At 40.3% G+C, this 20,179-nt stretch carries 19 protein-coding genes; 8 read left to right on the top strand and 11 right to left on the bottom strand.

From position 1 onward, the window contains the following. Positions 1-88 precede the first annotated feature (88 nt). From xrtY to H9N25_RS02010, 3 genes are read left to right on the top strand one after another with little or no spacing between them, the layout of a single operon-like run. Entirely contained in the window at positions 89-709 is a 621-nt protein-coding gene (gene xrtY / locus H9N25_RS02020) for an exosortase Y (protein ID WP_190327776.1), read from the top strand. A 7-nt stretch (positions 710-716) separates the two neighbouring features. Continuing rightward, positions 717-1,268 (top strand): WcaF family extracellular polysaccharide biosynthesis acetyltransferase, encoded by a 552-nt coding sequence (locus H9N25_RS02015; RefSeq protein ID WP_190327775.1) that lies wholly within the window; start codon positions 717-719, stop codon positions 1,266-1,268. A 2-nt stretch (positions 1,269-1,270) separates the two neighbouring features. After that, complete coding sequence (locus H9N25_RS02010) at positions 1,271-2,089, top strand: polysaccharide deacetylase family protein (protein WP_190327774.1); 819 nt, start codon at positions 1,271-1,273, stop codon at positions 2,087-2,089. Here H9N25_RS02010 and H9N25_RS02005 read toward each other — a convergent pair. Beyond that, entirely contained in the window at positions 2,003-2,626 is a 624-nt protein-coding gene (locus tag H9N25_RS02005) for a class I SAM-dependent methyltransferase (protein WP_190327773.1), read from the bottom strand. The two genes, H9N25_RS02010 and H9N25_RS02005, sit on opposite strands and share 87 nt — an antisense overlap. A gap of 269 nt (positions 2,627-2,895) precedes the next feature. On the opposite strand from H9N25_RS02005, the gene pepE reads away from it, so the two are divergent. After that, complete coding sequence (pepE, locus tag H9N25_RS02000; protein WP_190327772.1) at positions 2,896-3,591, top strand: dipeptidase PepE; 696 nt, start codon at positions 2,896-2,898, stop codon at positions 3,589-3,591. A 120-nt stretch (positions 3,592-3,711) separates the two neighbouring features. Here pepE and H9N25_RS24280 read toward each other — a convergent pair whose 3' ends face one another. Together H9N25_RS24280 and H9N25_RS01995 are read right to left on the bottom strand one after the other, a co-directional pair. Then, positions 3,712-3,948 carry a hypothetical protein gene (locus H9N25_RS24280; RefSeq protein WP_223833546.1) on the bottom strand — a complete coding sequence of 79 codons (237 nt, stop codon included), beginning with the start codon at positions 3,946-3,948 and terminating at the stop codon, positions 3,712-3,714. Next, positions 3,924-4,979, bottom strand: a complete 1,056-nt coding sequence (locus tag H9N25_RS01995) for an MFS transporter (RefSeq protein ID WP_223833545.1) — start codon at positions 4,977-4,979, stop codon at positions 3,924-3,926. The genes H9N25_RS24280 and H9N25_RS01995 overlap by 25 nt, the downstream gene beginning before the upstream one ends. A 434-nt stretch (positions 4,980-5,413) precedes the next feature. Between H9N25_RS01995 and H9N25_RS01990 the strand changes: the two genes are divergently transcribed. Further along, positions 5,414-6,166, top strand: a complete 753-nt coding sequence (locus H9N25_RS01990) for a hypothetical protein (RefSeq protein WP_223833544.1) — start codon at positions 5,414-5,416, stop codon at positions 6,164-6,166. A gap of 331 nt (positions 6,167-6,497) precedes the next feature. Here H9N25_RS01990 and H9N25_RS01985 read toward each other — a convergent pair whose 3' ends face one another. The 4 genes from H9N25_RS01985 to kaiC are packed head-to-tail and all read right to left on the bottom strand — an operon-like array spanning position 6,498 to position 10,617. Then, positions 6,498-8,258: a PAS domain-containing sensor histidine kinase gene (locus H9N25_RS01985; RefSeq protein WP_169501980.1), complete on the bottom strand. Its 1,761-nt coding sequence runs from the start codon at positions 8,256-8,258 to the stop codon at positions 6,498-6,500. A 3-nt stretch (positions 8,259-8,261) separates the two neighbouring features. Beyond that, complete coding sequence (locus H9N25_RS01980) at positions 8,262-8,576, bottom strand: circadian clock KaiB family protein (protein ID WP_167293084.1); 315 nt, start codon at positions 8,574-8,576, stop codon at positions 8,262-8,264. A gap of 2 nt (positions 8,577-8,578) precedes the next feature. Next, the gene (gene kaiB / locus H9N25_RS01975) at positions 8,579-8,866 is read right to left on the bottom strand and encodes a circadian clock protein KaiB (RefSeq protein ID WP_208398852.1); all 288 of its coding nucleotides are present in this window, start codon (positions 8,864-8,866) and stop codon (positions 8,579-8,581) included. After that, complete coding sequence (gene kaiC, locus H9N25_RS01970) at positions 8,866-10,617, bottom strand: circadian clock protein KaiC (protein ID WP_167293083.1); 1,752 nt, start codon at positions 10,615-10,617, stop codon at positions 8,866-8,868. Before kaiC ends, kaiB begins: the two co-directional genes overlap by 1 nt. A 491-nt stretch (positions 10,618-11,108) precedes the next feature. Between kaiC and H9N25_RS01965 the strand changes: the two genes are divergently transcribed. From H9N25_RS01965 to H9N25_RS01955, 3 genes are all read left to right on the top strand, one after another. Then, a complete protein-coding gene (locus H9N25_RS01965) occupies positions 11,109-11,708 on the top strand; it encodes a GIN domain-containing protein (RefSeq protein ID WP_167293082.1) in 600 nt (199 codons plus the stop codon). A 392-nt stretch (positions 11,709-12,100) separates the two neighbouring features. Next, positions 12,101-14,461, top strand: coding sequence for a mechanosensitive ion channel family protein (locus H9N25_RS01960; protein WP_190327771.1), 2,361 nt, complete (start codon positions 12,101-12,103; stop codon positions 14,459-14,461). Between the two features lie 11 nt (positions 14,462-14,472). Beyond that, entirely contained in the window at positions 14,473-15,288 is an 816-nt protein-coding gene (locus tag H9N25_RS01955; RefSeq protein WP_190327770.1) for an MOSC domain-containing protein, read from the top strand. Between the two features lie 677 nt (positions 15,289-15,965). On the opposite strand, the gene H9N25_RS24275 is transcribed toward H9N25_RS01955, so the two are convergent. The 4 genes from H9N25_RS24275 to H9N25_RS01940 all read right to left on the bottom strand — a co-directional run bounded on the left by H9N25_RS24275 (position 15,966) and on the right by H9N25_RS01940 (position 20,151). Further along, positions 15,966-16,472: a hypothetical protein gene (locus H9N25_RS24275; RefSeq protein ID WP_223833543.1), complete on the bottom strand. Its 507-nt coding sequence runs from the start codon at positions 16,470-16,472 to the stop codon at positions 15,966-15,968. Then, the gene (locus H9N25_RS01950) at positions 16,430-17,734 is read right to left on the bottom strand and encodes a glycoside hydrolase family 2 protein (RefSeq protein ID WP_223833542.1); all 1,305 of its coding nucleotides are present in this window, start codon (positions 17,732-17,734) and stop codon (positions 16,430-16,432) included. Before H9N25_RS01950 ends, H9N25_RS24275 begins: the two co-directional genes overlap by 43 nt. Before the next feature lie 280 nt (positions 17,735-18,014). Continuing rightward, on the bottom strand, positions 18,015-19,094 hold the full coding sequence (locus H9N25_RS01945) for a glycoside hydrolase 5 family protein (RefSeq protein WP_223833541.1): 1,080 nt from the start codon (positions 19,092-19,094) through the stop codon (positions 18,015-18,017). A gap of 16 nt (positions 19,095-19,110) precedes the next feature. Then, the gene (locus H9N25_RS01940; RefSeq protein ID WP_190327769.1) at positions 19,111-20,151 is read right to left on the bottom strand and encodes a glycoside hydrolase family 43 protein; all 1,041 of its coding nucleotides are present in this window, start codon (positions 20,149-20,151) and stop codon (positions 19,111-19,113) included. Positions 20,152-20,179: the final 28 nt, after the last annotated feature.

Raw genomic sequence — 20,179 nt, 5'->3', positions numbered from 1 at the left:
ACCCATCATAGATTAATGATGCAGTCAATACACTATAACCACCACGCTTTAAATCAGAAAAACTTACCTTTGTACATCCGAATAAGATATGAACGAAATCCAGACCAAAGAAGCCAGAAAACAAGCAAATAAGAAAGCAATAAAATTTATAGTAGCGCTTTTTGTATTATATATCTTATTCAGTCAGGCAAACCTGTTTATGAACAGTGTAACTAGCCCGGGAGCAAAATATTATAATGCAACAATCAGTGCACATTTCAATTATATACAAGGCTTAAGAACAGCATTAATTGTTCCTGCGGTATGGATTATCAAAGCATTTGGCTTTTACGCCATCTATAACGAAACGGATGTAATGGTTGTAGCAGGGCCTTATCTCCGCATCAATTATTCATGTCTTGGCCTGGGGGTGATGAGTTTTTTAGCAGCCTTTGTACTGGCATTCCCTGCTCCATGGAAATCTACCTTTAAGATGCTGGCCACTGGGATTGTGACGATTTATATTTTAAATGTTTGCCGCATTGCTGGGTTAGGTGTTCTGCTTGGCCTCTTCGAATCGCAAAGGCAAAACTTTACTTACCACCACGAGATCTTTAACGTAATTGTATATATCTGCATATTTGTAATGTTATACCTCTGGATCAAGAAAAATACAAAAGAAGTTAACAAAACAAAAAACGAAGATACCGATCAACCTCAGCAAGATTAACTTTACCTTGAACAAGACACAACTAAATAAAAACTTTAACACAGGCAATTTCCACATTGGAGCCTCGGCTTTAAAACAGTTTTTATGGTATTTCACAGATGTGTTTTTCTTTAAAACTAAGCTTATTCCAATAAGTAGTATACTTGTTTTTTTGCTGAGGTTATTTGGGGCAAAAATTGGAAAAGAAGTTAGGATTAAGCCAGGTATATATGTTAAATACCCATGGAAACTCGTTATCGGCAATTATAGCTGGCTTGCAGACTGCTACATCGAGAACTTAGACTTTGTATATATAGGCGATAACTGCTGTATCTCGCAACAGGCCATGCTGATAACCGGAAATCATAATTACCGTAAAACAAGTTTCGATTTGTTTACTGCTCCCATTACACTTGAAGATGGCGCATGGATTGGGGCAGCAGCCAAGGTATGCCCGGGCATAAAGGTGCATAACCATGCCGTACTTACCATGGGCAGTGTAGCCACAAAGGCATTGGCTGCTTATGCAATTTATCAAGGCAACCCTGCAGTTAAAATTAAGGAGCGCGAAATTCGTTAAAAATGCCAGTTCCAATTATCATGCTTCATCATGTTAATGATTTTCCCGACCCGGGGATAGCTGATTGGAGCATTAATACTGAAAAGTTTAAACTGCTGCTTGATATTATTGAGCGGAAAGGGCTTAAAACCACTACCTTTGAAGAAATTGGAGAAAGAAATAGCGCTATACATCAAAAATCGGTCATACTGAGTTTTGACGACTGCCCGGCAACGCTTTTTGAATTTGCAGTTCCAGAATTACTCAAAAGGAATATGAAGGCCGTTTTTTCAATCCCAACTGCACAGATTGGTGGATATAATAGTTGGGATGTGGCCGAGCAGGGATTTTCAAAGATTGCTTTAATAACGGCAGCACAATTACAGTATCTAAGCAGCAGGGGCATGGAAATTGCAAGCCATGGCCAACATCATTTAAGGGCTAGCCAAATTAGTACTGAAAATTTTATAAAAGAGATTTCAGCTTCCAAAACAATTATTGAAACACTAATCGACAAAAAAGTACACACCTTTACCTTCCCTTATGGGGATGTACCCAAAAATTACAGACAGCTTTTAAGGCTTTCCGGTTACGGATATGGTCTTTCTATTTATCAGGCTAAAGAAAGTAATTTTGCCCTGCGCAGGATAGGCATACACCAATCGGATACCGCCAACTCCATTTCTTTTAAACTCAGCCAAAGCTATCAGCTCATGCGCGCGCTGTTTGACCCCCTCCTTTCACTTCAATTTTTTTTAAGGCTTAAAGCAGCCTATTTTCCATTTCTGTTTATTCAGGTTTATGATCTCTTCAATGGAAAGAAAATGATATCGCTGTTTTAGTTTCTGCCAAATTACCTCGTGGCCAATATAATCGCACATGGATATGATGAAATAGCCACCATTATTCAGGTTTTCATCGATACACTTTTGAATAATTGATAAAGGTCTGTTGAAATAATACAGGGTCTCGTTAAAAATGATTACATCAAACTTTCCTTCCAACTTCTGGTAGTCGAAATCTAACTGTTTAAAATTAGCCTCCGGAAATGAAGCTTTTGCTTTTCCAATTGCATTACCAGATATATCAATTCCCATATAATTTAATGGCTCTGCTGCCGCTTTAAGATAATGATAAAGTACCCCCTGGCCGCAGCCAACATCCAGAACACTGCCAAATGGCACTTTTTTAAATAGATTTACGATTGCCAGGTAATGGCCTTTTTCGGCTTCAGTGTAAAGATAATCCCAGTCGTTTCCATAAAACTGTTTTTCCCATATACTTTTGGGCACCCTGTTACCAAAGCCAAACCGAGATAAAACAAAGATGTAAATCTGATGTCTGATTTTATTTTTGACCTTATCAAAAAGCAGTTGCATATGTATACGCTAAGGATAGATGATTGACAGATAATTCCTTTGTGTAAAAGTAATTCTTTTACACAATCTTATCATTAAATGCATTTATTTTAAAATTCCCAATAAATTATTTTGCGGCCCAATCCTGCTTTTTAAATTACCAATTTTGTATTGGAGAAACCGGGAGTAGATCACAATTCAAAAATGCCGACACAATTAAATAAAAAAGTCTGCATATTTTTTAGATTTACAAAAACAAGCTATTATTGCTAGAACTGAAACTGATTACAATGAATGTCATCCTCGCTTCTACCTCTACGCTGTTCGGCGGTAATTACCTGGAATACCTAAAAGATGAACTGATTAAGCTCTTTGCCGGATTAGATGAAATTATATTTATCCCTTTTGCACGGCCTGGAGGTATTTCGCACGAAGAATATACAGGCAAAGCGCGGGATTTTTTCTCGAAGCTAAACATCAGGGTAAAAGGCCTGCACGAATTTAATGACCCCATTAGCGCTATCGATGCAGCCAAAGGATTTTTTACTGGCGGAGGCAATACCTTTCTTCTGGTAAAAACACTTCACGAACTGGGATTGATGGAGCAGCTAAGTGAAAACATCAAAAAAGGCAAACCTTATTTAGGCTGCAGCGCCGGGAGCAATATAGGTGGAATGAATATGAAAACCACCAATGACATGCCTATTGTGTATCCTTCCTCTTTTGAATGCATGGGCCTGGTTCCATTTAACCTTAATCCTCATTATCTCGACCCAAATCCGGAATTAAAACATAACGGAGAAACAAGGGAAACGAGAATTATGGAGTTTCTAACACAGAACAACATTAAGGTAATAGGCTTACGTGAAGGCAATTGGGTCAGGATATTAGATCACAAAATCACAACGGAAGGAAGTGAATACACCAGAATTTTTGAAGCGGGCAAAAACCCATATGAGTGCCCTCCAGGGAGTATGTTAGTGTAATTAATTTATTGAGGAACGATACAACGGTTTAAAAATAAAAGCGCAAATATCTACAAGTTATGATAAGTTTAGCATCATAAACCTGTAGATATTATTCTTTATTAAACGGAAGATTTATTATTAAGCTATAGCAGCGCTCTTTTTCCGAGAACGCAGGTATATCACCAATCCGCCAAAAGCCACAATTAATATTATGGGGATAATCAAGGTAGCCTGCAAAATTTCAGGGCCTGCCAGGTTTTTAGCGTTGGCAAGCGCCTGCCCTTGTGCAGAACCTTCAGGAGCTTTTAAATAAGCGCTAAGCGAGGCACCAGAAGGTAAGTGTTTAACGATCAGGTTATCATAAAAGCTACCCATAAACATCGTATAAATAGAAACAGCAAACATCCCTGCACCCCCATTAGGTTTAGGCCAAGGGCTCCCGATTTGGGAACATTTTCTGCCACAAAACCGATCATCGTTGGCCAGAAATAACAAACGCCTATACCAAAAATGATCGCAGCAAAGAAAACAGAATTTCCGGTAAAGGTGCTCAGCATGTAAAGCCCTGCTGCGGCAAATATTGCGGATAAGAGCAGTACACCCTGAGGAGCAAGGCGGTGAACTACAGGTTCGGCAAAACCCCGACCAATGACCATGATCCCTGTGGTAAGGGTAAGCAATAAAATAGCATTATCCGTTACGTTTTTAAGCAGTAAGCCTATCCATTGCCCGGTAAATAACTCGGTAATGGCAGTACCGAACATGCAAATGAACATAAAGATAAACAAAGGAGAAAGTACTGCTTTATACATATCTGAGCTCGAATAACCAGATGATACCCTTTCGGTAACCGGGAAATCCAACCTCGAGAACAGGTATCCGTAAATCAAAGTAGGAATAATCATCATGGCCACCTGCACTTTCCAGCCCAGTCCAAGCTGAACAAACAGGGTAACCAGCAAGGTACCGATTACAATGCCACCGGGAAACCATAAGTGAAAATGATTTAACCTGGTTGTTTTATTTTCTGGATATAAAGCGGCTACCAATGGGTTACAAGCAGCCTCTACAGTGCCATTTGCAATGCCGATGAGCAAGGTAGATAAAAACAGGCTCCAATAGCCCTGGGCAAAAATGGTAAGCACAATTCCAGCCAGGTGAAAAATAAAAGCCATTACCAGCAAGCGCTTCATACCAATTATATCGACTACAAAACCTCCAACAATGATGGCCAGTGGAAATCCCCAGAAGGCCGCAGCCGTAATGGTGCCCAATTGGGAAGTACTTAATTGAAAATCGATACCGAGCTGGTTCATTATACCGGCGCGGATGCCGAAAGAAAGGGAGGTAACTAGTAATGCAAGACAACTAGCCCAGAATAGTTTTGTGGTTTGAATGTTAAGCATCTGTTCAGATTTAGGTTATAATTTGTTTTAATTCGCAATAAGAAAAAGATTTTAACAACCAGGCTGGTTGTTCTTTAATAGCAATCCAGGCCGGTAGTTTCTTTAGACTTTTGGCTACAATCTTCAGACAGGAAATACGCCGGGCTTTAAACCAGGCTTCTAATTTAATGAGTTGGCACTCCTCCATTTTTCTGGAATATTTGGTTATTACACGCTACAAACGCAGTATTATGATTAGATTTTAATCATTAATCGCCATAATAATAAACAATTGAATCGATTAATGCAACCGATTGTGTAAACATTGTTCTTTTTGCTGATAAGATCTAACCCAATTTACAGGTGGATGAATATGGATGTTATTGAGCGATAAATTTGATTTTCTCCGTTTCATTCTATAAATTGGTGCAGAATCTTACCCAGTTCCGTTAACCATGATGAAAAGATATTTTTTTATTCTCTTTTTAGCAATCTCCTTTTCTGTACAGGCTCAATCTAATACTGCCAATTACAAATACATCATTGTGCCCGAGAAATTTAGCTTTCTCAAACAGGTTAATCAATATGGCTTAAATACCCTCACCAAGGCTTTTTTTGAGGAGAAGGGTTTTACGGTGTATTTTGATAATGCTGAAATACCTGAAGAAATTGCAACAGATAGATGTAAGGCACTGGTGGTAGAACTGCAGGAAAACAATAGCATGTTTGTGACCAATCTTACCCTTTTACTTAAAGATTGTAAGGGCGCTGTGGTGATAAAGAGCAAGGCAGGCAAAAGCAGGGAGAAGGAATATGAAACCTCTTACAACCTGGCATTGAAAGACGCTTTTACATCCTTTAACGATTTTAAATATGTAGCAGGCAGCCCTACCGTGGTTACCAGCACAGTGCCAGCCAATACAAACACGGAGACTAAAACAGCACCTACACCTGTTAATCAGCCAGTTGCAACCAAAACAGTACAACCAGAAGCACTATTATATGCACAGCCCATAAGCAATGGCTACCAACTGATAGATGCAACACCTAAAATTGTAATGACCTTACTAAAAACCTCTGTAGAAGATTGTTATATTTCGAACAATGGGAATGTAAACGGCATAGTTTTAAAAAAGAACGGAGCCTGGTTCTTCGAGTATTATAAAAACAATGCGCTTGTTTCTGAAAAACTATCGATTAAATTTTAGCCTGCCATAATCCTTAAGACAGCTCGGCAAGTATATGGGAAGATTTGCGATCGCGAGGCAACTGAATGCATCAATTTCGAACTAAAGGTTCATGGAAACTTTAGTTCGATTATTAATATTTGTTTAAAAATTCTCCGGCTGATATTTTTAACTCAAAGTAGTCGCCCTGTCCCGAAACTTCGCGATCAGGGTCTATTTACCAAGATGCTGATCATGTTTAGCAACAAGGCAATTGAAAACGCTATTTCTACTTGTAAAATAAATTCAGCTTGACGATAGCGTTAGAAAAAGGGAGCTACAACGAATCAAAATGCATAAATATTAATCGAACTCAGGAAGGATTAAGTAAAGGCAAACTAAAATAAAAAACAGATCCCTTCCCTATCTCGCTTTCTGCCCATATCTTCCCGCCATGCCGCTGAATTATCTCTGCAGATAGATAAAGTCCTATTCCAAAACCCGCAACGGTTGTCATTCGATTGCTTTCTACCCGGTAAAACCGTTCGAACAGTTTTGGAATGTCATTCTCATCTATTCCCATCCCATGGTCCGCTATCCGGAATACTGCTGTCTCACCTTCAGGATAACACTCAACAGTTATTTCACTATCTACAGGCGAATATTTCATCGCATTGCTGATTAGATTATTAATCACATGCCCAACTTTGTCTTTATCTACGTTCACAAAAAGACCTGGCTGAAATGCAAACTTTATATCGTGGCTGTTTACTGTTGCGATATACTCCTCAACCACTTCTTCAAGCAGCAAAGACATTTCTATAGGCTGAAAATCCATCAGCATTTTCCCTGACTCCAGGCGCGAAAGGTTTAGGAAACCATTGATCATACTGGTCATTTTATTCACCTGACGCTCAGCTCGCTGAAGCGCTTTATCTGCAAAATCGTTCTGATTGCTCTTGGCTTTCAATTGCATCACCTGAATATAACCTTTCATGGAAGTAAGCGGTGTTTTAAGTTCGTGGCTAACCATTGCAATAAAGTCATTCTTTCGCTGTTCGTCACGTTTTTGATCTGTTACATCCATCAAAACCGCGTAAATACTATCAAAATCGGCACCACTACTCCTTTTAGCCTTTCCAACTATCCTCACCCAGCGGTGCTCACTTGAAACAAGATTCCTGATGAGATAAGTATAATCTAATGGTTTTCTGAGATTGATACAATCCTTAAAAACCTGCTCGAAATCTGAAAGATGCTCGGCATCAACACATTCCATCACCATTTTCCAGTTAACCTCTTCCTCCAAAGGCAGACCGCAGAGTTCCCTGAATCTTTTTGATGCTTCTACACGTCCTGTTTTAATATCCAGGTTACAGCTGCCCAGCTCAGCTGCATCGAAAGCAGATTGTAGGTTATCTTCACTTTCCTTTAACGCGTGAAGCGCATTATTGAGCTGATTATTGATTTCTGTTTGGAGATCATTGACAGCTGCGAGCTCCTCGTTGGTCGCTTCCAGTTCTCGGGTTCTTTGCCTGACGATATTTTCAAGATTTTCATTGAGTTCATCCGCTGTTTTCCTCGTTGCTTCAAGTTCTTTGTTTCTGGTCTCTAAAAGCAACTGGTTTTTCTTCAACTCGCTCAGATCAGTAATAATAATACTTAGTGCGGTCCCCTCATCAAGATTAAGCACTTTTAAAGAAAGCTGAACGGGCAAAGGAATGCCTGCGCTGCTTATAATGTTGATTTCTGTTCTGGAATCCTTTTCCCAAGCAACGGCAATTATTTCTCTGATAATGGCCTGGTCTTCTTTTGAAAAAAACGTTAAAAAGTTTGACCCGATAACTTTTTCTAAGGGTAGCGATAAAAGTTTGGCCAACTGCGAATTGCAATACAATATCCGGGCAGATGCATCAAGGGTTAGTGCACTTTGGCTCATCTGTTCAATAAAGATGCGGTAAGTATGGTCTGCACTCTTCAGCGTAAAAAGCTGCCGACCATTTTCACCATCTACAATCAGGGCATCAACTTCTCCCGAGCGGATAGCATGAATAATATCGTTAGCTTCCTCTAGCTGGATGCGCAGTTCCTCATAGGCACGCTCGAGACTGATATGTTCATTTGTCTTCTGCATAACTTAATGGTTAATACCCAACCCTTTTAATACTTTCTCGCGATCCGAACAATCCCCAATCAGCTTTTTGGTAGGCATGGGTGATTTTTTGATCAGCATCGGAATGGCGGTAACATCCTCCTGCTGAACCAATAATGGCTGCTGATGCGCATCAATGATATCTAACTCGTATCTGCCGGCAATAAATTCTTCGCAGATTGCGCGGATGTTAACAATTGCCCTTGCGGAAACCGGTGATGCACCAGCAATGAAAAGCCTAAGCGAAAAAAATTCGACGCTTGGGTTACTATCTTGATGAGCTGGATTTCCTATTGACATATTTAATGATTAACCTTTGTGCGTATATCCAATCCCACCAATACCTTTTCTTCATTTGAGAGGTCGCCAATGATTTTGCGAACCGGTTCAGGAACTTTTTTCACCAATGTCGGAATCGCAAATATCTGATCACCCTCAGCCAGTTGTGGTTTTTCCAAAAGGTCGATTACCTCAATGCTATATTTCCCCTTCAGATGTTCTTCACAGAGCTTCTTCAGGTTTTCAAGCGCAGCTACCGATTTACTCGTTTTACCAGCTACGTATAGCCGGAGTTCGTATGCTTTTCCCACTATTTATTTCTTTTTTTATTTATATTTTTTTCTTTACTATCTGTATTTCCCCTTCGCATATCGGCAATCTTGCTCAGCGTTTCGCCCATAATCTGTTTTTTCAACGCTTCTTCTACATAAACTTTATTGAGTTCTTCTTCTGCAGACTCATATTCTGATTTTAAACTTTCAATCTTTGATTCTAAGATTTTCCGTTTACGTTCAAGCTCCCGGTCTTTGCGGCTAACTGCCTGGGCATGAATAACTTCACCAGTTTGCTCCAAAAGCATACGTGCTTCTCTTGCCGAACCAGTAAGCACACCATCCTCGGTAAGATATACATCCACCAGGTTTAGCCCCTGATCGGTAATCACAAATTCCCTGATCTGGTTGGAATGTTTCATGCCCCTGGATTTCATGATATATAATCCCCTGTTCCTTTCGCCGTTACTCTCAATATCTTTGATCAATAACCATGCATCAACAAGTGAAGATATACCCTCATCGGTCTGTTCGTTCACCATATTATTAAAGGTAAGTGCTGTAAACATTACCGTAATCTGCTCTGCCTGTAGAAAGTCGATAAGGCGTACAAGCATGGTTTTCACCTCACTTACTGATCCTATCGTTATCAGGTTGGTAATCGGATCGAGCACCACTACTGAGGGCTTAAATTTTTTGATCGCTTTGTGTATCGCCACCAGGTGCATCTCAAGGCCATATAAAGTAGGCCGCGAGGCATAAAATTCCAGGCAGCCCTCTGTTACATGTTTTTGAAGATCGATACCGATAGAACGCATATTCCTAATGATCTGCTTTGGAGACTCTTCGAATGCAAAAAAAAGACATTTTTCTCCATGTAAACAGGCAGAATTAGCGAATGTGGCCGTTATACTGGTCTTTCCCGTTCCGGCCGTACCCGAAACCAATATACTGCTCCCTTTAAAAAAGCCGGAATTTCCCAGCATTTTATCAAGCGCAGGAATACCTGAAGACAGATTTTTCGAAGAAACCTCATGATTCAGCATCAAAGAGGTAACCGGAAGCACAGAGATACCCTCATCGTCTATCAGAAAGGGATATTCATTCGTTCCGTGGAAAGATCCACGGTATTTTACAATCCGCAGCCTCCTGGTCGAAATCTGGTTGGTAATTCTATGATCAAGTAAAATCACACAGTCTGAAACATATTCTTCAAGCCCCTGGCGGGTGAGCCTATTTCCACCACGCTCTCCTGTTATGATTGCGGTAACACCCTTCGATTTTAGGAACTGAAAAAGTCTTCGGATTTCGGCCCGTAGCACAGCAGCATTGCGCAACCCCGAAAACAGGTTCTCGATCGTATCAAGCACCACTCTTTTTGCCCCTATACTATCTATTGCATAACCCAAACGAATAAAAAGTCCTTCCAAATCGTACTCCCCTGTTTCTTCTATTTCCGAGCGGTCGATGTGTACATAATCTAACTTTATCTTTTTATCCTTTTCCAACTGTTCCAGATCAAATCCAAGCGGAGCTACATTCGCTTTAAGTTCTTCGGCTTTTTCTTCAAAAGCCATAAATACTCCTGGCTCATTATAATACAATGCGCCTTTTACAATAAATTCTATGGAAAAAAGTGTTTTGCCACAACCTGCATCGCCACAAATAAGTGTAGGCCTTCCTGAAGGCAACCCACCCAGCGTGACTTCATCAAGTCCGGAAATACCAGTAAGTGTTTTAGGAATTGTACCAGATGAGTGCGCTTCCAGCTTCTTTTTTGATTTAGCCATTCACTTAAATTTTTAAAGATTAAATCCGTTAATTAATTATAACCTCCGATTAAGTTCTTTCCAAACAAACAGGGAACATTAAAAAATGTTTGCAACCAGACACATGTATCCTTGCTAAAAGTATTGTGCTCATCGTACAACCATCAGGCCTGGATATAACAACAGAGCATTAAATTAAGGAGAAAACAAAAAGGCATTGTCATCCTGAGCGATTAGCTTTTAACTGAAAAACAGTGGAGTTACAGTGACGATTAAGATAAATCGTCACCGCAACCGCAGCAATATTACTGACAAAGTTAAGTTCAAAGCATTTGGGTTAAGCTCATTCCAATAAAAATGAGTTCCTTTTCGCCCGATTTTTAAACCCGTTCGTCGAGAATTACACTGTGTTGGTATAATTACGGGTTTTCTGCTGCAACGTTTTGCCTGTAGTGGCGTCTTATCTACAAAACAATCACAAAATATTAATCAAAAATATAAACAACAGCATTATGAAAACCTCAATCAAAACCCTAACAAAATCAGTATTGGCAGCTATCGTTTTAAGTTCTGCTATTTTCTCAACAAGTGTAATGGCAGGTGAGAAACAGCCAATCAAAATGTCGGCACCTAAAAACATCAGCCAGGTTATTGTAAGTGGAAATGTAGAAATTACATTAATACAAGGAAAAAAAGAAAGCGTAAGCTACAACGATGATAACACTGGTGTAGTAAAAGTGATCCAGGATGGACATGCATTAAAAATCAGCTCTACAGATAAAAATACAGCTAAGATTACTGTTTATGTAAACAACATCTATAGGGTACAGGCATCTGAAAATGCCGTAGTAAAAACAGCAGGCAAATTGGATGCTAAATATCTTCAGTTATTCTTAAAAGGAAATGCGGTTGCCGAAATCGATTCAGATACAGAAAGTTTATATACTGTAATTGAAGACCGTGCAGATTTAAAATTAAGCGGCGCTACCGGAGAGCATATCTTGGTAATGGGAAGCACACCAAAATTGAATTTAGACAGATTTGCGGCAATGAAAACACAAGTGAGTTCGCCAGTAACTGGTACAGAACAAACTGCTTCATTAGCAAAATAAGTTAATCACAATATCGAAAAGGGGGCTGCAAATAATTTGCAGCCCCCTTTTTTGTTGCATTGACAACCAAGCGGTTAATATTTGAGAGCCTAAATATATTCCCCATCAAAATGTTTATTTCTTTTAACAAACAACAAATATTAAGCGCCTGTTTAAAATGATATCTTTTTTACTTACACAAAAGGCCGTATTAATAGGTTGTGATCCCATTCAAACTTGTCATGTTGTTCAAAGGACTCCTATGGAGAGCTTGTCGAAGCGCTTTAGGGAATTTAACCAGTTCCATCCACAGTCATGTAGTACCTGCGTTCTGATTAAAAAATGAATCCTAATGCCTATTTTTGAAAACCCATATTCCCATAAAGGATAATATTCAATACAGCTTAAGCTCAATGATAACACGAAATTCTTTTTACCCAGCTATCCGGAACGTTATATCTTTACTCTTTATCCTATTTTTTTCTGGCCATGTGTTTGCGCAAAAAGATAAACCTGCATATAAAGGTCAGGATGTATCTATTCTCGCCGATTCTGCTACGTTAACCAAGGGTGATTATCTCGCACACCTGGAAAAAGTATTTGAAACCGTTAATAAAGTTCCGGTAACTGTTGGTTCGTTTAAGAAACTTAAACCTATAGCAGCGCATTTAACTCAGGATGAAGCAGCATTGGCACTGCTTAAAAGTCGGTTAACACAGGGCGATAGGTCTCCAAATCTGCAAAACCTGCAGATGGACCAAACCCTGCTGGAAGAATTACAGCACAATAACAAAGATTGTTTATCAGACCTTGATGAGTATGAAAAGGAGCTACGTGCTTTAAAAACCGAAATCCTTAATCTTCGTAAAGATACCGTATTGATTAAATTGTTTACCGTTCCTGCGGTACAGGTTATGTTTAAAAGTGAATTTGCAGAGCTAAAGAAGAAACGTATAATGATGGATAGCCTGCTGAAAACGACTACCTTATCCATCAATAACCTACAGGCCAGAACTTCTTCTAACCTGATCAATATTAAAGAGCTCATGTACCTTACCGATAGCCAACTCGAGGCGGTAAGCATTAAAGCTTTTGGTAAAGAGCGCCGTTATTTATGGGAATCGGTAAACAAACGGGCCAATAGAAGCATGGGTTTCCGTAGGTTTATTAAAGGAGAGCAAGAAATATCTGGTTATTATTTTGTGTACACCAGGAGCAGCCGGTTGTTATTGCTTTTTACCTGCACCATATTTTTCTTTTGGGTGTTCTTCAATTTTAGAAGTGTAAAACAGCGGGGCCGTTTAGAAACACTTGATGGCTTTTCACTCATCAGTCCGCAGCCTTATTTAATTACCTTTATCATGCTCTTTGCATTGGCCCCAATATTCGACTTGAGGGCACCTGCACTTTACATAGAAGCGGTAGAGGTTATACTCGCCATTTTGCTTACTGTATTTTTCCGTAAAAAGCTAAACTCAAAGCTGTTTTACTATTGGTGCATCTTTGTAATACTCCTTCTTGCCCCGGTTTTCTTACGTCTTTTGGGTATGCCACCTAGATACCAGCGCTGGCTGCTTTTGTTCTTAACCACCAGTTCAGTTGCCTATGGCATTATGGTATGGAAAATACTCGATGAAAAAACCAAAAGATACAAAATGATCCTTACCACGGGTTTTATTTATGTTGGCTTTGCCATCATTGCCACCTTTTGTAATCTATTTGGCCGCTTTACCCTTACGCAGATTTTTTATTCAACCGGGGTAAGCTCCCTTTTAAATGCCATATCGCTAACCATCCTGGCCAAAGTATTGGTAGAAGCCTTTTTACTACAGATGAAAAGCAGCCGGATCCGTAAGGGATTTCCGGAGTATTTTGATTGGCAACCTGTAATTACCGGGCTTAAAAGGCTTACAGGTATTGGTGCTACCATCATCTGGTTTGTCATATTTACCACCAACCTGAATATTTTTAATGGGCTCTACGAATCGGTAATGGAAATTCTGACTGAAAAAAGAACTATAGGCAGTTTCTCCTTTACCTTTGGCGGCATTGTATTATTCTTGGGCATCATTTGGATTGCCAACTTTTTGCAGAAATATATTGCTTATTTCTTTGGCGATACAGGAGATGATAGTTTTGATGATAACAAAGGAGAGCGTTCGAAATTACTGGTCACCCGCTTGGTGTTATTAATTGGCGGCTTTTTAATCGCTGTTGCTGCCTCCGGGTTGCCAATCGATAAAATTACGGTTATCCTCGGTGCATTGGGTGTTGGAATTGGATTGGGCTTACAGAACATCGTAAGTAATTTTGTATCGGGTATTATCCTTATTTTTGATAAAACCATCCGCATAGGCGATATTGTAGAACTGAGTAATAAAAAAGGAAGGGTAAAAGAAATCGGTGTACGCTCCAGTACCTTACTTAGCGACGAAGGCGCTGAAATTATTATCCCCAACGGTTCCATTTTATCTAACAATATCATCAACTGGACATTGAGCAACAACCAGATGCGGGTAGATATTTCTTTATTGATTGCAAAACCCTTCAATTCTACCGAAGTGGTTGGTCTGATCAGGGAAATTATTGTAGAGAACAGTAACGTTTTTATCAGCAAAGAACCGATTATTATGATCAGTCCGGTGAGTAAACTGAACAGTACCATCAATATTTATTTCTGGTGCAAGGATATATCGAAAGCCGATCTGACACGGAGTATGATTAATGCGCAGATATTTGAGGTATTTGAGCAGAAGAACATAGAAATTTTATAACTGGAGATAACATGAATAAGTTTGTCCTTTCTGAAATAAACATCTATCCCATTAAATCACTGGGTGGAATACGGCTTGAAAAAGCACAGCTTGAAGAAAGGGGCCTCCAATACGACAGAAGATGGATGCTTGTTGACGAGGAAGGTACATTTATTACCCAACGGAAACATTTTGAACTGGCCCCGTTACAGGTAAATATTGCGGATGGTAAACTAAGCGTTTCTCATAAAACATTGCCTGGGCAAAACATATCCTTTTCTTTAGATGAAGATACCGGAGAACAGATTTCAGTTGTAATCTGGAATGACACTGCTACGGCACTTGAAGTAAATAAAACGGTAAGCCATTGGTTTTCTGATTTCCTGAAGTTTAAAGTTAGATTGGTAAAAATGCCTTTAACTGAAAAGAGATTGGTAGACCGGGATTATGCTTCGAATGATGAAATCGTGAGCTTTGCTGATGGATATCCTTGCCTGATCATAGGCCAGTCTTCGCTTAACGCACTGAATGAAAAGCTTGCAGAACCCATTCTTATGGACCGTTTCCGCCCAAATTTTGTTTTTACGGGAGGAGAGCCACATATTGAGGACGACTTTAAAGATTTCTACATTGGCGAAGTTTTATTTTCAGCCGTAAAACCATGTGCGAGGTGTGTACTCATTACAATTGACCAACAAACCGGCGAGAAAGGACAAGAACCGTTAAGAACATTGGCCAGCTATCGTACGGTAGGCAAAAAAATCATGTTCGGCCAGAACCTGCTCCATCAACAATTGGGCATTATCCGTGTTGGCGATGAGGTAAAGGTTGTAGACTGGAAAGACTGAGTATGTGGCCTACTATATATACAAATCCCCCTATTCGATTTCAAGAGCTTAATTGAACTGCAAGCATTATCTAATTGGTTAGAAGTTTAGTTTGGCTATTTAACAGAGATCTGAACAATGTCACTTTCAGAAGTATTCCCCGCAATTGATAAATTACAGGAGCATCTTCCAACGAAAGTCAGCGAAGGACCAATCTATCGGTTTCGAGTACAGGAAAAGTGGAAAAATCGAGTTGTTTCATCTGGTTACTTAAGGAAGAATTGATGCAGTCAAGATTATTGGCTAGCTGAAGATAACGATTTTTTCATGTGAATTAAAGCTTCCCGATCAGTGTAAGGCCAATACAACTAATACCACTTGGAGGTACTTGCTGGCAGGCAACATCGGCCGAAGTTAACCTAAATTAAACTCAAAATGAACCCTGGCTTTACCTTTTAGGTAATGAATGAGGTAAGGCCAGGGTAAAGAAGAGGTAACCCAGGGGTTAACCTGGGGTTAACTTGGTGTACAGAAAAGGTAAACAAAAGGTACAGAAAGGGTAAAGAATAGGTAGAGAAGGGTAAACAAGGGGGTAGAGAAAGGTAAACAAAACTCCGCTGCCAGCCATTTGCTAAAAAAATCATTAGCCCGGATTGATACATAGGCTAATGATTTAGCGATTTACAGATTGATACTGCTTATTGCTTTACCTGCACATTTATCTGGTAAAGCTTATCGTGCAAAGCTTTCATCTGCGCTTCCGAAAATTTGATATCTTTTCTATCATAGGTCATCAAACCGTTGGTTTCTACTTCAACATCGGTAGTCTGGGTATAAACACCTGCAGAAAGGCCTAGCGGGATTAATTCTGCCAAACGTTTCGTAAACTGGGCATACTTATTAAACAGATCGGTTTTGTTTTTAAAACTCTGGTAACCCCAGTTATTTTTCTGTTGCCACACGTGGCCGTCAATGGGCAGACCAAGCCCACCAAACTCGCCAAGCACAAGGGCATAATCTTTTCCAAAATAATCAGGATTCGGCATAGCCGGATGCGGGTAATTGTGCAGGTCGATAATATCGCCTACCGGATAAAAATTACCCCCGCTGGCCGTATTCACTAATCTTGAAGGATCTTTCTCTTTTGTCCATTTGGCAATTTCTACGGTTTTAAACTGCCCCAGGCTTCGTTGAAAGGTGTCCACACCACAATTGAAGGCACATTATAAAGTGCATCGATAATGGCATTCCACTCTTTTTTGTAATATCCTTCAGATTCGGCACTTCTGTTTTTATCTGATCCATGGTCTAAAATACCAGGGCGGTTTTCCCAACCGTTACCCAGGTCGCCGCTTGGCATATCCTGCCAAACCAGCATACCGGCTTTATCGCAGTAATAATACCAACGTGCGGGTTCTACTTTAATGTGTTTTCTGATCATGTTAAAACCCATTTCTTTGGTTTTATCTATATCGAACTTCAAAGCTGCATCTGTTGGCGCAGTATAAAGCCCATCTGGCCACCAGCCCTGATCTAAGGGACCATACTGAAAAACAAATTCATTGTTTAACAGCATGCGCTGAATACCGTTCTGATCTTTGCCGATTGAGGTTTTGCGCATGGCAAAATAACTTTTCACCTCATCAACCTTTTTATTTTTAGCAATCAGCTCAACTTTCAGGTCGTATAAAAATGGATTTTTAGGATTCCAAAGTTTCGGGTTCGCAATTTTTAAACTGATTGTGCCGGTTCCATCTCCCGTCTGTTCAGCCACTTTGGTTTTACCATCCCATGCCGAAACCTTAACCTGATCTCCTGTACCGGCAGCCGTTAAAAATGGGGTAACCGTTACGGTTTGCTCATCGATATCAGGCATTATTTTAATGTGATCGATATGTGCTTTATTTACCGCCTCGATCCATACGGTCTGCCAGATACCGGTTACCGGGGTATACCAGATACCTTCTGGTTTTTTAACCTGTTTTCCCCTTGGTTGAGGGCCCTCATCTGTCGGGTCCCAAACTTCTACGGTTAAAGTCTGGTTTCCACTCTTGTTTAAAAACGGCGTGATATTAAAACTGAAAGGATCGAAACCACCTTCATGTTTACCTACCGTTTTACCGTTAATGCTCACCGTACTTCTCCAGTCAACCGCACCAAAATGAAGCAAAATTTCTTTGCCTTTCATGTTTGCAGGTACAGTAAAGCTAGTTTTGTACCAGAGCAGGCTGTCTTTACCAACCGTTTTGCCAACACCCGAAAGTGAAGACTCTACCGCGAAAGGCACAAGGATTTTACCCTGGTTGATTGCAGGCTGTTGTGATTTTCCGGAGATGGCATAATCCCAAAGCCCGTTCAGGTTTTTCCAGTTACCGACACGCTCGAACTGTGGGCGTGGGTATTCAGGCCATACATTTTTAGGATTAAGGTCCTGGGCCCATGGTGAAGAGATTTTCCCTTTTACCATCGACCACGATTTGTCTTGCTGCTGCGCAGAAAGGGAAAGCGAGAGTCCAGCAGCGAGAAAAGGATGGATACTTTTTTGTTCATTGGTTTAAATTTGTGTGTTAAAGTTGGAGTTTGCTAGCACTATCAATTAGAGTCAGTTTGTCCAAAAGACTCCTTCGGAGAACTTGTCGAAGACCTGCGCTATAGAAAAACAAAAAAGGATTGTCCTTCGACAGGCTCAGGATGACATTTTTTTCATCAAATAATAGCACTAAGATTTTCCCTGGCCAGAATATGATTTATTTGTTGTTGAGTTTTTTAATCAGGTTAACCTCATCCATGCGGTACGGGGTACCATCAGGCTGAAAAATTTCGTGAAACCACTCAATCGGATCAGATCCATCGGCAAGCGGGGTATCCCAGGCATATTTGGTATTGGTTTTACCCGCAGCAAAACCCCAGTTAATGGCACCAACGTTTTCGTTCTTTAGCATCGGCAAAATATTGGAGAAACGGCTGTTACGCGATCGGGCCATATATTCGGTACAGATTAATGGCCGGCCACTGGCTTTTAACAGATCGATGGTTCTTTGGTGCCAATCTGGTGCCTCATAGTTATGGTAGGTTACAATATCTGAATTGGCCAACTGTATTTCATTAAGCTTTTCGAAACCCCAGCTCCACAATCCGATAGAAATAGGCTGATCGGGATTAACCGACCTTGCCCAATTTATGGTTTTGGTTAACAAAGGGATTGTGGCTTCTAACTTTCCGCTGTTTCCAGGTTCGTTGTATAAATCCCAAAGTAAAATTCTTTTATCGTGTGCAAAATGAGTAAGTACATCTTTCACATATTTTTCCAATTCAGGAAAATTGGCTTCTTCTTTAAAAGCCGGATCACCAGGATCTTGCAACCAGCCCGAATTGTGAACACCCGTTTTAGGCTCGGGCTGTTTACCAATTGCCGAAGTTTTATTCCAGCAATCGTCGAAAAAGACAAACATTGGTTTAATACCATGTTTTTGGGTAATGGTTAAAAACTGATCCATTCTCTTCTTAAAACCTTCTGGATCCTGGCTCCAGGCTTTACTGAACAAGAATACGCGCAGTGTATTAAAGCCAATTCCTTCTGCCCAACCCAGTTCTTTATCGATCAGATCGGGTGAAAAAGTATCGGCCTGCCACATTTCCAACTGGTTAATTGCATTGGAAGGAATATAGTTGGCACCTGTTAACCATTTATGCTCTTTATACCAGGCATTGGCTTTTTCTATTGACCAAACCTTTGCAGGTTCGGTGCTTTTTTTTGTTTTTTGTGCAAAGCCCATGCTGATGTTAAAGCTCAATACAGCAAGTAGCGCATAGTTTTTTAAATTCATATCGGTATATATCTGATTATTTTTTATTGTGGTTAGCGGGTGATGTTAAGCTCACCCCTGCTTTTACGGGCGTTCCAAAATTTGGTGTACCATCGGCATTCCAGCTAAACTTTTGTGCCCGGGGCGAGCGGAAACCTCCGCAGCCCTGGCCCGGTTTATCATTGGCGTGATATAGGATCCAGTCTTCTTTGCCATCCGGCGATTTAAAAAATGAGTTATGGCCCGGCGCATAAACCCCGTCTTTTGGCGATTGCTGAAAAACAGGTTGATCTGATTTTGTCCAGGAAGCAGGGTCGAGCAGATTGCTTTTAGCCGAAGCGGAAAGCATGCCCAAAGCGTAAAAATCTGTCCAACAGCCACTGGCCGAATAAATGACCATTATTTTATCGCCATGCAGCAAAAACTGAGGTCCTTCGTTTACATCAACATGCGCTCCTCCACCAAGGTCTCCGATTTTTTCCCAGCTAAATTTGGGTGTAGAAATCTTCACCCGTTTTCCCGCTACTGTCCAGGGGTTTTTAAGTTTGGCGATGAAAATTTCCTGCTTTCCGTTTTCATCTCCCTCCCATCCAGACCAGATCATATACAACTGACCTTTAAAATCGATCACATCGCCATCAATGGCCCATTTATCAGTCGGATCAGCAATTTTGCCTTTAAATACCCACTCACCTTTCATCGGATCGGCAGAAGCATTTTCTAAAACATACATGCGGTGGTTTTCGTTTCTTCCATCATCGGCGGCAAAGTAGGCGTACCATTTACCCCTTAAAAACATCACTTCTGGTGCCCAGATTTCTTTACTGTACAGGGTGCCTGCAGGCGCACGCCAAATGGTTTTGCGCTCCGCATCTTTTAAGCCGTCTAAAGTTTGGGTTTTCCAAAGATCTACCCGGTTTCCGGTGGTGTGGGTATAATAGTAATAACCATCTTTATAATAACTATAAGGATCGGCCCCAGATGGTAATAAAGGATTGGTAAATGTTTGTGCATGTAAACCTGCTACCAGTAACAGGCACAAAACGGCAAGCAGATATTTTATTTTCGAAGTAATCATTTTTAAAATCTTGTATTTTATATTTTTC

It is taken from the genome of Pedobacter riviphilus (genome assembly GCF_014692875.1).
Taxonomy (GTDB): Bacteria; Bacteroidota; Bacteroidia; order Sphingobacteriales; family Sphingobacteriaceae; genus Pedobacter; species Pedobacter riviphilus.
Note: the sequence above shows the minus strand (reverse complement) of the source record. Positions and strands in the feature narration are given on the sequence as shown.